Source organism: Mesorhizobium sp. P2_D5, from assembly GCF_056404355.1.
In genome coordinates, this window is sequence record NZ_JBFUEE010000002.1 from 1,297,569 (window position 1) to 1,310,297 (window position 12,729).

General features: G+C 63.7%; 13 protein-coding genes. 7 read left to right on the top strand and 6 right to left on the bottom strand.

The window, feature by feature from the left end; translation table 11 throughout:
- Entirely contained in the window at nt 1-1,026 is a 1,026-nt protein-coding gene (gene lpxK, locus AC1DYW_RS13030; RefSeq protein ID WP_457151735.1) for a tetraacyldisaccharide 4'-kinase, read from the top strand.
- Nucleotides 1,027-1,077: 51 nt separating this feature from the next.
- Here the strand turns inward: lpxK and AC1DYW_RS13035 are convergent, their stop codons facing one another.
- On the bottom strand, nt 1,078-1,311 hold the full coding sequence (locus AC1DYW_RS13035) for a DUF2093 domain-containing protein (RefSeq protein WP_095085946.1): 234 nt from the start codon (nt 1,309-1,311) through the stop codon (nt 1,078-1,080).
- A gap of 125 nt (nt 1,312-1,436) precedes the next feature.
- Here AC1DYW_RS13035 and AC1DYW_RS13040 point away from each other — a divergent pair, with 125 nt between their 5' ends.
- On the top strand, nt 1,437-2,036 hold the full coding sequence (locus tag AC1DYW_RS13040) for a hypothetical protein (protein WP_477226392.1): 600 nt from the start codon (nt 1,437-1,439) through the stop codon (nt 2,034-2,036).
- Here the strand turns inward: AC1DYW_RS13040 and AC1DYW_RS13045 are convergent.
- A complete protein-coding gene (locus AC1DYW_RS13045; protein WP_477226393.1) occupies nt 2,033-2,959 on the bottom strand; it encodes a LysR family transcriptional regulator in 927 nt (308 codons plus the stop codon). The genes AC1DYW_RS13040 and AC1DYW_RS13045 overlap by 4 nt on opposite strands.
- 92 nt (nt 2,960-3,051) lie before the next feature.
- Here AC1DYW_RS13045 and AC1DYW_RS13050 point away from each other — a divergent pair, with 92 nt between their 5' ends.
- Nucleotides 3,052-3,945, top strand: coding sequence for a DMT family transporter (locus tag AC1DYW_RS13050; protein WP_477226394.1), 894 nt, complete (start codon nt 3,052-3,054; stop codon nt 3,943-3,945).
- A gap of 65 nt (nt 3,946-4,010) precedes the next feature.
- Here AC1DYW_RS13050 and AC1DYW_RS13055 read toward each other — a convergent pair whose 3' ends face one another.
- From AC1DYW_RS13055 to AC1DYW_RS13065, 3 genes are read right to left on the bottom strand one after another with little or no spacing between them, the layout of a single operon-like run.
- Entirely contained in the window at nt 4,011-4,430 is a 420-nt protein-coding gene (locus AC1DYW_RS13055; protein ID WP_477226395.1) for a hypothetical protein, read from the bottom strand.
- A gap of 10 nt (nt 4,431-4,440) precedes the next feature.
- Entirely contained in the window at nt 4,441-6,324 is a 1,884-nt protein-coding gene (mutL, locus tag AC1DYW_RS13060; protein WP_477226396.1) for a DNA mismatch repair endonuclease MutL, read from the bottom strand.
- Nucleotides 6,325-6,383: 59 nt separating this feature from the next.
- Complete coding sequence (locus AC1DYW_RS13065) at nt 6,384-7,346, bottom strand: GlxA family transcriptional regulator (protein ID WP_477226397.1); 963 nt, start codon at nt 7,344-7,346, stop codon at nt 6,384-6,386.
- Nucleotides 7,347-7,455: 109 nt separating this feature from the next.
- On the opposite strand from AC1DYW_RS13065, the gene AC1DYW_RS13070 reads away from it, so the two are divergent.
- On the top strand, nt 7,456-7,764 hold the full coding sequence (locus AC1DYW_RS13070; protein WP_477226398.1) for a putative quinol monooxygenase: 309 nt from the start codon (nt 7,456-7,458) through the stop codon (nt 7,762-7,764).
- A 53-nt stretch (nt 7,765-7,817) separates the two neighbouring features.
- Here AC1DYW_RS13070 and AC1DYW_RS13075 read toward each other — a convergent pair whose 3' ends face one another.
- The gene (locus tag AC1DYW_RS13075) at nt 7,818-8,720 is read right to left on the bottom strand and encodes a LysR substrate-binding domain-containing protein (protein ID WP_477226399.1); all 903 of its coding nucleotides are present in this window, start codon (nt 8,718-8,720) and stop codon (nt 7,818-7,820) included.
- A 92-nt stretch (nt 8,721-8,812) separates the two neighbouring features.
- Here AC1DYW_RS13075 and AC1DYW_RS13080 point away from each other — a divergent pair, with 92 nt between their 5' ends.
- From AC1DYW_RS13080 to AC1DYW_RS13090, 3 genes are all read left to right on the top strand, one after another.
- On the top strand, nt 8,813-10,363 hold the full coding sequence (locus AC1DYW_RS13080) for a trimethylamine methyltransferase family protein (RefSeq protein WP_477226400.1): 1,551 nt from the start codon (nt 8,813-8,815) through the stop codon (nt 10,361-10,363).
- A 43-nt stretch (nt 10,364-10,406) separates the two neighbouring features.
- On the top strand, nt 10,407-12,056 hold the full coding sequence (locus tag AC1DYW_RS13085; RefSeq protein WP_095086675.1) for an ABC transporter substrate-binding protein: 1,650 nt from the start codon (nt 10,407-10,409) through the stop codon (nt 12,054-12,056).
- A gap of 95 nt (nt 12,057-12,151) precedes the next feature.
- Nucleotides 12,152-12,729, top strand: a 578-nt coding sequence (locus AC1DYW_RS13090) for a corrinoid protein (RefSeq protein ID WP_477226401.1), incomplete at its 3' end; no start/stop codon positions are given.

Consider the following 12,729-nt stretch of genomic DNA (forward strand, 5'->3'; position numbering starts at 1 on the left):
GTGGCTTCCGAAGCACCACCATTCTGGTGGGAAAAGCCGGACTGGCGGGTCCTGGCACTGTCGCCGCTGTCGGCCATCTATGCGCTCATCGCTGGCCGCGGCATGCGGCGCGCCCGGCGCGAGAAGATCGAGGCGCCGGTTCTGTGCATCGGCAACTTCACCGTTGGCGGCACCGGCAAGACGCCGGTGGCGATCGCCTTGGCCGAACAGGCCAAGCGCATGCAGCTCAAACCCGGTTTCCTGTCGCGCGGCCATGGCGGCTCGTTCGCGGAGCCGCATGTCGTCGATGCCCATCATGACAGCGCCAGGCATGTCGGCGACGAGCCGCTGCTCCTGGCCGAACACGCGCCGGTGGCGGTGACGCCGAACCGCGCCGCCGGCGCCCGGCTGCTGCTGGAAAGGCATGGCTGCGATTTCCTGATCATGGACGATGGTTTCCAGAGCGCGCGCATCCATATCGATTATGCGCTGGTGGTCGTCGACGCGCGCTACGGCATCGGCAATGGCCGCGTCATTCCGGGCGGCCCGCTCCGGGCCAGGATCGTCGACCAACTGGTCTTCACCAGCGGGCTGTTGAAGATGGGCGAGGGCACCGCCGCCGACGCCGTGGTCCGCCAGGCGGCACGCGCCGCCCGGCCGATCTTTGAGGCCCACACCAAGCCAAGCAGCAAGCAGGGGCTTGCCGGCAAGCGGTTCCTGGCTTTCGCCGGCATCGGCCATCCCGAAAAATTCTTCGACACGGTGCGCGAGGCCGGCGGCGAACTGGCGTTGACGCGACCGTTTCCGGACCATCATTTTTATGGTGAGGACGAGCTTGCCGAACTGGCGGCGACGGCACGCGCCGAAGGGCTCGGCCTCATCACCACGGCCAAGGACGCGGCCCGGCTGCGGCATGGCGCCCCACAGGACTTTCTCGACCGGCTCGAGGTCCTGGCAATCGACACGGTTTTCGAGCTCGAACGCGTGCCCGAACGCATCATCGACGAAACGCTGGATGCCTGGCGTCAACGCAAGCTGAAGGGCTGACCTGTCGTCGTGAAGTGCGTTATCGGCTTGCGTAAACGACTCGCGCAAACATCAACGCCGGCTGCGTAGCTCCGGCTGCACTTCGATTTCGCGGCGCAGCGAAGCGGCAGCGTTGATGTAGGGCTCTTGCCTGGCGACGCTCCAGTATTTCAACTCATCAAGCGGGATGCTTTCGCCGGTCACCGCGCAGCGCACGAAAGCGCCCGGGCTGGTAACCTGGAAGTCGCCATCGAGATAGCGGATACGGGCTTCCTTGCCGCCAGGGCCTTCGAAACGGTTCATCATGCAGCGGCGCCGAGGTTCATGAGGATTTCATCGCCACAAATTGGCGGCTAGGTCAAGCATGTGACAAGCCTGAGACAATGCTGCCCCCTTAATCTTTCGCGGAAAAATGCTGTTGTCGGGGCACCATGGACATTTCCTCAGTTCGTCTTGCCGCCTTGCTCAGGGAAGCGATGACGCCGCAGGCCGTGCCGTCGGCAAAGGCCGATCCGGTCAAAACGGCACTGGTGAAGGCGCTGGTGGCGCCGCCGGCACCTTCCGGCGCACCCGTGCGACCCGTGGCGACACCGACTTTGCCGGTGCTGTCGCAGGCGACAGCGATAAGAGCGCAGCAGACGGCCTCGGCCGAAATCATCCAGGCCTATCTGGCACTCGCGGAACCGGGCGGAGAAGCAGCCGGCGATGCCATACCGGTGGCCAATGCAGCGAGGAGGCCAACTGACGGCGAGACTGCGCAGCGTGGCTTGGCGGTGCCTTTGGCAAGGGGCGATGAGGGTGCCCCGGAAAGGCCGGCGACCTTGCCATGGCTCCCGCTTCTCGCATCTGAGCTGTTGCCGTTACGCCGCACCCCAGCCAGCAATGCCGTGGCCAGGCGAGAACGTGCGACCGCCGGGCCGAGCGAAGCGGCCAGGCCTGAAAACAGGCGGACGAGTGTCGGGCTGATGTCGCTGACTGCCGGGCTGCTGGCGGCGGCGGTCGTCGGGTTTGTTCTGGTGGTGCTGCGCTAACCCTCAGCCTCGATAAAGGCTTCCATCTTTTCCGATGCAAGTCCTGCCTGCACCGCGATACGGCGCGCCAGTTCTGCCGCTGCCGCACGTGGCCGTCCCATCGGCCGGTCGAGCCAGTAGGACACCGGATTGAGCGCGGTGCGCTCGTCGACGGCGGTGATGCGTCCGGCCTTCAATTGATGCCCGGTCAGGGGTGGGCGCGCCAGCGCGATGCCGAGCCCATAGGCTGCGGCGTCGAGCACCAGATTGTAGTCCTCGAAGCGCCGGTCCTGCGGGCGCGGGCGGTAATCCATGCCTTGCGCGGCAAACCAGGCACGCCAGGCCGAAGCATCGGAATCGTTGATCAGTGGAAATTTGAGCAGCCGGGCAGGGTCGCCGCGGCCGATCTCGCGGGCAAGTTCGGGCGATGCGACGGGAAAAACATGTTCCTCGAAAAGCTGCACCGAGACACGACCCGGAATGCCGCCGCGGCCACAGCGGATCGACAGATCGATGCCCTCATCGGCAAGGTCGGCCTGACGGATATCGACGTCGAGTACGATGCGCAGCTTGGAGGGATTGTTCTCCAGCGCCGCCATGCGCGGCATCAGCCACAGCCCGCTGACCGAAGGGATCGAGGTCAGGCGCACCACCGCGGTGCCGCGCGGCTCGACCCAGCGGTCGGAATGGGTCGATATCAGCGCGAATGCTTCCGCCGTGCGCAGATGCAGCCTGTTGCCTTCGATCGTCAGCGAGACACCGCGCGCGCCGCGATCGAACACTTTCAGCCCCAGCCAGTCCTCGAGCTTGGCGATCTGCCGGCTGACGGCGCCGTGGGTGATGTTGAGCTTTTCAGCTGCCGCCGAAAAGCTGCCCGTCCGCGCCGCCGCGTCGAAGGCGCGCAGCGTTTCGAGCGGCACCATTGTGTCTGAGCTGTGATCCATAGTCACAGCTGATCCTCGATTTGGTCGTTTGTCAACTGGCCCGAAAAGGCGTTTTCTGCATTTCAGGGCACGAGAATCACGAGGACAGTGAGATGAGCGCAATGACCAGCACGTTGAATCCGACACAACGGATGGACACCACGGCAGCCATCGCGGTGGCGCTCACGGTGGTCGGCTGGGCCTCTGCCTTTCCGGCTATCCGCGCTGGCCTTGCCGCCTTCGGGCCGCTGGAACTCGGCGCGCTGCGCTTTGCCATCGCCGCGGTGCCGGCGGCGATCTTCCTCGCCGTCAAGCGTCCGGCGCTGCCGAGGCTGGATGAATTGTGGCGCCTGGCCTTTGGCGGCGCCATCTTCGTGGCGCTGTACACGGCAATGCTCAATTTCGGCGAACTGACCGTCTCGGCCGGCGCTGCCGGCTTCATCATCAATGTCAGCCCGATCTTCACCGCCATCATGGCGATGGCGCTGCTTGGCGAACGCTTCTCCGGCATGGCATGGGTTGGCACCGCCATTTCCTTCGCCGGCATCGGCATTATCGCCATCGGCGACGGGGACGGCCTGCATTTCAACGCCGGGGCGCTGCTGGTGCTGGGTTCGGCGCTTTGCTCGGCTGTCAACACCATCGTCCAGAAGCCGCTCTTCGCCCGCCACCACCCGCTGACCATTTCGGCCTCGAACATGATACTTGGCGCTCTCTGCCTGTCGCCCTTCCTGCCGAGCGGCCTCGCGCAGGCAGCGGTCGCCGACACAGCCGGCCTCGGCGCCGTGATCTTTCTCGGCATCGTGCCCAGCCTGATCGCCTATGCCGCCTGGGCGACCGCGCTGTCGCGCCTGCCGGCCGCACGTGCGTCGAACTTCCTCTATCTGGTTTCGCCCATGTCCGCCCTGATCGGCTTCTTCTGGCTGGGCGAAGTGCCGACACTGCTTGGCATGCTCGGCGGCGCACTGGCGCTGGGCGGTGTGATCGTGGTGAATTTGAAGAGGTAAATCAGAGGGTCGGGATCATTCCTCTACTCGACAAGAGCCGCTGCAAAGCGGCTCTTTCCAGTAAGTTAGGCTACTCCGAAATAGTTGCGGTAGTGGTTCATGTGATTGGCTGGCAAAAAGTCCTCGAAATCGCCGGCCGCTTCGCATTTTTCCAGATATGCAAGGGCGTCCGTGGCCACTTCGCCGGGCTGCTTGCGCAAGAAATCCTTTGCATGGGCAAGGCCGCCACCGCAAAGCAGTTGAACGTCCAGATAGCAAAACAAGTCGAATCCGGACGATTTGGCGTCCCAGATCCGCAGCACGTCTTCATCATGGCCCCTGCTGAAGAGCTGAACGCTGCAGAGCAGTGCAAGGTCTGCCTGCCGGTCGCGACCTCGTCCTGCACGTTCGAGATCGGCCTCGTGAGCTAGCAGATCTCGAATCTTGGATAGATCTTCGTTGCGTGGAACGAGGCCAAACTGTTGCAGACAATCGTCGGTGTTCATCCCTGAGCCTTCACCGCCTCCCAAACAGCCTCTCGATATCCGCGAGCTTGAGTTCGATATAGGTCGGCCGCCCGTGGTTGCAGGTGCCGGAGCCGGGCGTTGCCTCCATCTGGCGCAGCAGCGCGTTCATCTCCTCGGCCTTGAGCAGGCGGCCGGAGCGTACCGAGCCGTGGCAGGCCATGGTGGCCGCGATCTTGTCCAACCGCTCCTTCAGCGTGTCGACCGTGTCGTTGTCGGCGATCTCGTCGGCAAGGTCGCGCACCAGTTGCTGGACATTGGTCTCGCCCAGCATCGACGGCGTCTCGCGCACCGCGACCGCACCCGGGCCGAAACGCTCGACGCCAAGTCCAAAGCGGGCCAGCGTCTCGGAATGCATCGCCAGCCGTTCGGCGTCTTCTTCCGGCAGGTCGACGATTTCCGGCAGCAACAGCATCTGTGATGGCACGGCGCGCGAATGCAGCGCGTTCTTTAGCGCCTCATAGACCAGCCGCTCATGCGCCGCATGCTGGTCGACGATGATGAGCGAATCCCTGGTCTGGGCGACGATATAGTTCTCATGCACCTGAGCGCGTGCCGCACCCAGCACCGCGCCAAGCAGCGTCTCGGCCGCTTCGCTCTGCCCGGCGCGTGCATCGGCGCTGGCTAGCGGGCCGGCATCGAATGCCGCCTGCTCATTTTCGCGCAAGCCGCGCTGACCGGGGCCCTCGAAACCCGCCCCTTCGAACCCCATGTCGAGCGGCCGCTGCGGCGAGCGCGTCGGATCAAAGCCGGCTGGGCCGGAGGCATGGTAGGATGCTTCATAGCTGCGGTGGCCATTGGCGGGCCCGCCGTGGCCGTAGGATGCCGCACCAGGCCGGAACGCCGCCATCATGCCGGCGGCGCCCGTGGTGGCGGCGCGGATGCCGGCATCCGCGAGTGCTTGCCGGACAGCGCCGACGATCAGCCCTCGCACCAGTCCGGGATCGCGGAAGCGCACATCGGCCTTGGCCGGATGGACGTTGACATCGACGACGGCCGGATCGAGCGTCAGGAACAGCACCGTCACCGCATGGCGGTCGCGCGGCAGGACATCCGCGAAGGCGCCGCGTATGGCGCCGGCAATCAGCTTGTCGCGCACCGGCCTGCCATTGACATAGGCATATTGCTGCAGCGCGTTGGCGCGGGTGAAGGACGGGATCGACACGTGACCGGTCAGACGCACGCCTTCGCGCATCGCGTCGATGGCAATGGAATTGTCCGGAAACTCGGCGCCCATCACCTGGGCGACGCGGCGCAGGCTGCCTTCCGGACTGTCGTCCGTCGCCGGCAATTCCAGGGTTGAGCGATCCGAACCCGCCAATGTGAAGCGCACGGCGGGGAAGGCGATGGCGATGCGCTTGACCACGTCGCTGGTAGCCGAGCTCTCCGCGCGCTCGCCCTTCATGAATTTCAGTCGGGCGGGCGTGGCGAAGAACAGGTCGCGCACCTCGACGGTGGTGCCGCGATTGGCCGCCGCCGGCCTGACGGGCAAGACGCGGCCGCCCTCGATGCCGATCTCGGCGGCGCTTTCGCTTGTTGCTGTCCGCGATCGGATCGACAGCCGCGACACCGAGCCGATCGACGGCAGCGCCTCGCCGCGAAAGCCGAGCGAACGAATGTCGTTGATGTCCGCGGTGAGCTTGGAGGTGCAGTGACGTGCGATCGCCAGCGCCAGCTCCGGCTCGGAAATGCCGGAGCCGTCATCGGTGACGCGGATCAGGTTCAGCCCGCCGCCGGCGGTGACGATCTCGACCTTGCCGGCACCGGCATCGAGCGCATTCTCGACCAGTTCCTTGACCACGCTTGCCGGACGCTCGATGACTTCGCCGGCGGCGATCTGGTTGATCATCGTTTCGGAAAGCTGGCGAATGGGCATGGAGATACTATAGGCGGATTCGGGGGGCGCGGGAGAGGCAATATCGCGAGGTCGGTGGATCAAGTTGCGGTGCGGATTTCACGCACGCCCTTGTGTAGCCGCCGGCGCAACAGATTGCGCAGCGTCACCCCGTCGCCATAGCCGACCTTCGCGGCGATCTCATCGACACTGTCGGATGTGGTCTTCAACAAATGGACAGCCTGCTCTACCCGCAGATCCTGAAAATAGGACAGCGGTGTCTTGCCAAGCACATCGTTGACCCGCCGCGACAGCGTGCGCTTGCTGGCTCCCAGTGCCGCGGCCGCTTCGTCTAGGTTGAAGCCGGCTGCGAGATGGCCGCGCGCCCATCGCTCGAAACGCTCGACCAGCGGGTTCGAATGGGCGAGATGGTCCGACATGGCATAGGCCGATTGCAGCGGCCGGCTGTCGACGATCAGATATTTGGCGGTCAGCGCCGCAAGTTCCGGGCTTGTCTGGCGGATGACCATCAGAGCGAGGTCGATGTGGCCGAGTGCTGCTCCGGCGGTTGCGAACTGCCCGTCATTGATCAGCATGCGCGAGGCATCGAGCCGCACTTGCGGGTAGCGTTGCCGGAACATCGGTGCGAGCCACCAGGTCGTGGTTGACGGCCGACGGTCGAGCAGGCCGGTTTCCGCCAGGATGAAAGTACCGATACAGGCCGCCCCGATTCGCGCGCCGGCATCGGCGGCAGCCCGCAATGCCTTGGTCGCCTTGGCAATGTCGCTTCGCTTCAGCGCCTCGCCAAGCGGGCCTGGCATCTTCTGGCCGATCGCGGGGATCACCAGCCAGTCGGGCTCCGGCTCGCTGCCCATCGAGACGACCGGTACCTGAAGGCCTTGCGCGGTATGGACCGTGTCGCTCACCCCGACAATGGTCACGGCAAAACAGCCGGGCGGGGATGCCAGCATCCCTGCCAGCTCATTGGCGGTGCCGAATACGTCGAGCATCGTGGCCAGCCCGGTGTCGAAGACGCCATCAAGCGCAAGGACGGAAATGTTCATGGCAATAATGATATCAAAGATGTCATTTTTGCCAATACGCTTTCCGGTTCGATGCTGCGACTGTCGCTTCGACGGCCGCCTTGGCCGCACAACGACGAGGAGAAGAAAAATGATCAAACTTGCATTGTTCGCACGCTTCGAAGCCAAGCCCGGCAAGGAGAAGGATGTCGCCGCGTTCCTCAATACCGGGCCGCAACTGGCCAATCAGGAAGCCAGGACCCCGATCTGGTTCGCCCTGCAGCTTTCGCCAAGCGTCTTCGGCGTGTTCGATGCCTTTCACGACGAAGCAGGGCGGCAGGCGCATCTCACCGGCGAGATTGCCAAGGCGCTGATGGCCAATGCCGAAACGCTGTTCGTTGGCCCGCCGACCATCGACAAGATCGACGTGCTCGGCCTCAAGAACGACGGCTCGGTCTGATCCTTCAGCATGCGAAACGCAATCCGGTCACGCGCCGGATTGCGCTGGCGAGCCTACGCCTGCGCCACCAGCCAATCCCTTACCTTGCGCGCATTGTCGCTGAGCTCGCGGTTCTTTGGCCAGATGACGTAGAATCCGATGCCGGTCCTCAGCACATGATCCGTCACCGGCACCAACAGGCCTGATGCCACGAGGCGCTCGACGAGATGCCGCCAGCCCAGCGAGATGCCTTGTCCCTCCATGACCGCCTGAATCACCAAGGCATAATCATTGATGCGCAACCCGCGCTCGGCATTACGGAGGCTGGTTCCGGCTGCGGCGAACCATTCGTCCCAGTTCGGGGCCTCGCGGTAGGGCTCCTCGAGATGGATGAGCCTATGCATGGCAAGTTCGGCGACGGTCTCTGGCAGCCCAAACCTCGCCAGATAGCTGGGGCCCGCGACCGGGAAGATCTCCTCGTCTGCAAGCAACAGCGAATGATAGTCCGGCCAGTCGCGCGGCACGCCGCCGCGCACGCCGAGCGGGATGCCCTCGGCGATGATGTCGAGGTCGCGGTCGGCGGTCTGGATACGCAGATCAACGCCCGGCAGTTCGTCGCGGAATTGCTGTAGGCGCGGCATCATCCAGAACGAGCCAAAGGCGGTCGAGGCGGCCAGCGTCACATGGCCGCCGGTCGCCTGCAGGCGCAGATCCTCCGCCGACTTGCGGATATGCGACAGCCCGAGCGAGACGTCGGCGTGGAAGCGCTCGCCGGCCTCCGTCAGGAGAACCTGGCGGTGGCGGCGCTGGAAGAGCTTGGCGCCGAGCTGTTCCTCCAGCCCGCGCACGGCGTAGGATACGGCCGCCTGCGTCATGCCGAGCTCGCGCCCGGCGGCGGTGAAGCTCGACAGCCGGCCGGCCGCCTCGAAGACGATCAGGCTGCCGGCGGAGGGCAGCAGGTGGCGCAGGCTTCGCATAAGGAGAGTTTATACAAGAGATCAGGATTTTCCAGCGTCACAGCTATATTCCGTCTCGCTAAGTTGACGGGCTGTTGGAGGGATGAGTTGCCATGAATGAACCGGCCGTTGCAGTGACCGAACACGCCAACCGCAGAAGCGGCGGTCGCCTGGGGCGCAAGGCGATACGTGGCGCTCCCATAGCCTCGTTTCCTACGCTGGTGCGCCAGATCCCCGCCTATCAGATGGTGCCTGACGAGGCGGTGGAGTTGATCCACCAGGAATCGCTCTTGATCCTCGAAGAGGTCGGTTGTGAATTCCGCGACGATGAGGCGATCGCCCTGTGGAAGGCCGCCGGAGCCGATGTATCCGAGACGCGCGTCCGCATCGACCGTGCGCTCTTGATGGAGTTGGTCTCGAAGGTCCCGCCGGAATTCACCCTCAATGCCCGCAACCCCGAGCGTACCGTCCGCGTCGGGGGCAAGAATTCCATCTTCGTGCCGATGTATGGCGCGCCCTATGTGCGCGACCTCGACAACAACAGGCGGTACGGTTCGCTCGCCGACCTCAGCAATTTTCACAAGCTCGCCTACATGGCGCCGGCGCTGCACTCGTCGAGCTCGGTCATCTGCGAGCCGATGGAAATTGCGGTGCCCAAGCGTCACCTCCACATCATCCATTCGGCGCTGAAGCACTCCGACAAGCCGTTCATGGGCATTGTCACCTCGAAGGAACGCGCCGAAGACACGATGGCGATGGCCGGCATCGTTTTCGGCGAAGAGTTCGTCCGCGACAACCCGGTGCTTGTATCGATCACCAATTGCAACTCACCGCTCGTGTGGGACGCCACCATGCTGGACGCCATGAAGGTCTATGCGCGCAACAACCAGCCGTTGATCCTGGCGCCCTTCGCGCTGTGCGGCGCCTCGACCTCGGCCTCTGCCGTCGGCGCGGTGGCGCAAGTCAATGCAGAAGCACTCGCTGGCGTCGCCTTCACGCAGCTCCTGCGTCCGGGGTCGCCGCAGATCTACGGCCAGTTCATGGTGACGGTCGACATGAAGACCGGGGCGCCGATGGGCGGCACGCCGGAGGCCGCCCAGATGATGTACCTGATGGGCGCGCTGGCGCGCAAATACCGACTGCCTTGGCGCACGTCCGGCTTCCATGTCGGCTCGAAGCTCAATGACGCCCAGGCCGGCTACGAGGCGAACATGCTGATGCACGCCGCCATCCTCGCCGGCGCCAACTACATCTGGCACTCGGCCGGATGGCTGGAGGCGGGGCTCACCTGCGGCTATTCGAAATTCGCCACCGACTGCGAGCAGCTTATCGGCTGGTACAAATATGCAGGCGGCCTTCCGTTCGACGATTTCAAGGAAGCGATGGCGGCGATCCGCGAGGTGGGGCCGCAGGGCCATTTCCTCGGCACCCAGCACACGCTCGAACATTTCGAGTCCGCTTTCTTCATGCCCACCATCATGGACTTCAATTCGTACGAACAGTGGAAGGCCGAAGGCGCGAAGGACCACGACACGCGTGGCCGCGAGAAGGCGCGCAACATGCTGGCCGACTATGAGGAGCCGAAGCTCGACGAGGGCATCGCCGAGGGTCTCAAGGATTTTATCGCGCGGCGTGAGGAAAAACTGCCGAACAGCGTTAGTTGATGTGACAGGCGAAGACCTGACGGAACAACCAAGGGAGGAAAACATGACGCTCTTCAGAAGCAATGGCGACCGCGTGCCGGGCGCTATCGAGACAATGGCGAAAGAGACGCGTGCAGGCCGCATGGACCGGCGCGAATTCCTGGCGCTGGCCAGCGCCTTCGGCGCGTCGACGGCTTTCGCCTATGGCATGATCGGCCTTGCCGCGCCGACAAAGGCGCTGGCCGATGAACCGAAAAAGGGTGGAACGCTGCATGTCGCGATGTCGGTCAAGGCGCAGAAGGATCCGCGCACCTATGACTGGACCGAGATGGCAAACGTCACCCGTTGTTGGCTGGAGCCGCTCGTCCGCTATACGCACCAGTTCACTTTCGAGCCGGTCCTGCTCGAAAGCTGGGACGTCAATGACGACGCCACCGAATACACCCTGCATCTGCGCAAAGGCATCACATGGAACAACGGCGATGCCTTCAACGCTGATGACGTGGTCTCCAATCTGAACCGCTGGTGCGAGAAGGGTGCTTCCGGCAATTCCATGGCGGCACGCGTCGGCGCGCTGATCGACACAAAGACCGGCAAGGCCAGGGATGGCGCTATCACCAAGGTCGATGACCTCACGGTCAAGCTGAAGCTGACCGAACCCGACATCGCGATCATACCGGGCTTCACCGACTATCCGGCGCTGGTCGTGCATCGCGACTTCGATAAGGATGGCGCCGACCCGATCAAGAAGCCGATCGGTACCGGACCTTTCGAGTTGGTGTCTTATGCAGTGGGTTCGAAGGCGATCGTCAAGCGTCGCGAGAACGGCAAGTGGTGGGGCGGTGAAACACCGCTCGACGGTGTCGAGTTCATCGACTACGGCACCGACTTCAACGCCACGCTGAATGCCTTCGAATCTGGCGAGATCGACCTCGATTTCGAAACGCCGGCCGACTTCATCGACGCCCTCGACAAGATGGATCTGGTGAAATCGGAGGTCGCGACGGCGACCACGCTCGTTGCCCGCACCAACATCACCCACAAGCCCTATGACGACCAGCGGGTGCGCAATGCGCTGCAGATGGCCGTCGACAACAATGCCGTCATGCAGCTCGGCTACGCCGGGCTCGGCACGGTTGGCGAGAACCACCACGTCGCCCCGATCCATCCCGAATACTATCCGCTGCCCAAGAAGACACGCGATGCCGCCGCCGCCAAGAAGCTGATGGCGGATGCCGGGCAGGCCGACTTCGAGCACGAGCTGATCACCGTCGAGGACGAATGGCAGAAGAACACCGGCGATGCGATCGCCGGCCAATTGCGCGATGCCGGCATCAAGGTGAAGCGTACGGTGCTGCCGGGCTCGACCTTCTGGAACGACTGGACGAAGTATCCGTACTCGATGACCATCTGGTACATGCGGCCGCTGGGCGTCCAGGTGCTGGCGCTCGGCTATCGCTCGGGCGAGGCCTGGAACGAAACGGCCTATGCCAACCCCGATTTCGACGCCAAGCTGAAGCAGGCGCTTTCGCTGGCCGATCCTGCCAAGCGCAAGGAGGTGATGAAGGACGTCGAGCAGATCCTGCAGGATTCCGGCGTGATCATCCAGCCGTTCTGGCAGAAGCTCTACTGCCACATGAGCAAGAAGGTGAAGAACTACGGAATGCACCAGACCTACGAAATGGACTTCCAGAACGTTTGGCTGGACGCCTGATTTAACTCCCGAGACCTACAAGCAAATGCCGCCGGCACCTATGACAAAGGTGCCGGCGGCCCGCAAATCACTGACAAGCAATTGGCGCAGGCAAAATGTCCGACGACGAGATCATCCTTTCCGAACTTTCCGACGACGAGTTGGTGCAGCAGATGCACGACGATCTCTATGACGGGCTGAAGGAAGAGATCGAGGAAGGCACCAACATCCTGCTCGAGCGCGGCTGGGTGCCTTACAAGGTGCTGACCGAGGCGCTGGTCGAAGGCATGCGCATCGTCGGCGAGGATTTTCGCGACGGCATCCTGTTCGTTCCCGAAGTGCTGTTGTCGGCCAACGCGATGAAGGCCGGCATGTTCATCCTGCGTCCGCTGCTTGCCGCCACCGGCGCGCCGAAGCAGGGCAAGATGGTCATCGGCACCGTCAAGGGCGACATCCACGACATCGGCAAGAACCTCGTCGGCATGATGATGGAAGGTGCCGGCTTCGACGTCATCGACCTCGGCATCAACAATGCGGTCGAGAAATATCTCGATGCGATCGAACAGCACCAGCCCGACATCATCGGCATGTCGGCACTGCTGACCACGACCATGCCCTACATGAAGGTCGTCATCGACACGATGAAGGAAAAGGGCATCCGCGACGATTATGTCGTGCTGGTCGGCGGTGCGCC

What these genes read in the sequence shown, in the direction of transcription:
- AC1DYW_RS13035 (WP_095085946.1), bottom strand. Translation starts at nt 1,311, where the DNA reads ATGATGAACCGTTTCGAAGGCCCTGGCGGCAAGGAAGCCCGTATCCGC.
- AC1DYW_RS13075 (WP_477226399.1), bottom strand. Translation starts at nt 8,720, where the DNA reads ATGCGAAGCCTGCGCCACCTGCTGCCCTCCGCCGGCAGCCTGATCGTC.
- AC1DYW_RS13080 (WP_477226400.1), top strand. Translation starts at nt 8,813, where the DNA reads ATGAATGAACCGGCCGTTGCAGTGACCGAACACGCCAACCGCAGAAGC.
- AC1DYW_RS13050 (WP_477226394.1), top strand. Translation starts at nt 3,052, where the DNA reads ATGAGCGCAATGACCAGCACGTTGAATCCGACACAACGGATGGACACC.
- AC1DYW_RS13085 (WP_095086675.1), top strand. Translation starts at nt 10,407, where the DNA reads ATGACGCTCTTCAGAAGCAATGGCGACCGCGTGCCGGGCGCTATCGAG.
- AC1DYW_RS13055 (WP_477226395.1), bottom strand. Translation starts at nt 4,430, where the DNA reads ATGAACACCGACGATTGTCTGCAACAGTTTGGCCTCGTTCCACGCAAC.
- AC1DYW_RS13040 (WP_477226392.1), top strand. Translation starts at nt 1,437, where the DNA reads ATGGACATTTCCTCAGTTCGTCTTGCCGCCTTGCTCAGGGAAGCGATG.
- AC1DYW_RS13045 (WP_477226393.1), bottom strand. Translation starts at nt 2,959, where the DNA reads ATGGATCACAGCTCAGACACAATGGTGCCGCTCGAAACGCTGCGCGCC.
- AC1DYW_RS13065 (WP_477226397.1), bottom strand. Translation starts at nt 7,346, where the DNA reads ATGAACATTTCCGTCCTTGCGCTTGATGGCGTCTTCGACACCGGGCTG.
- mutL (WP_477226396.1), bottom strand. Translation starts at nt 6,324, where the DNA reads ATGCCCATTCGCCAGCTTTCCGAAACGATGATCAACCAGATCGCCGCC.
- AC1DYW_RS13070 (WP_477226398.1), top strand. Translation starts at nt 7,456, where the DNA reads ATGATCAAACTTGCATTGTTCGCACGCTTCGAAGCCAAGCCCGGCAAG.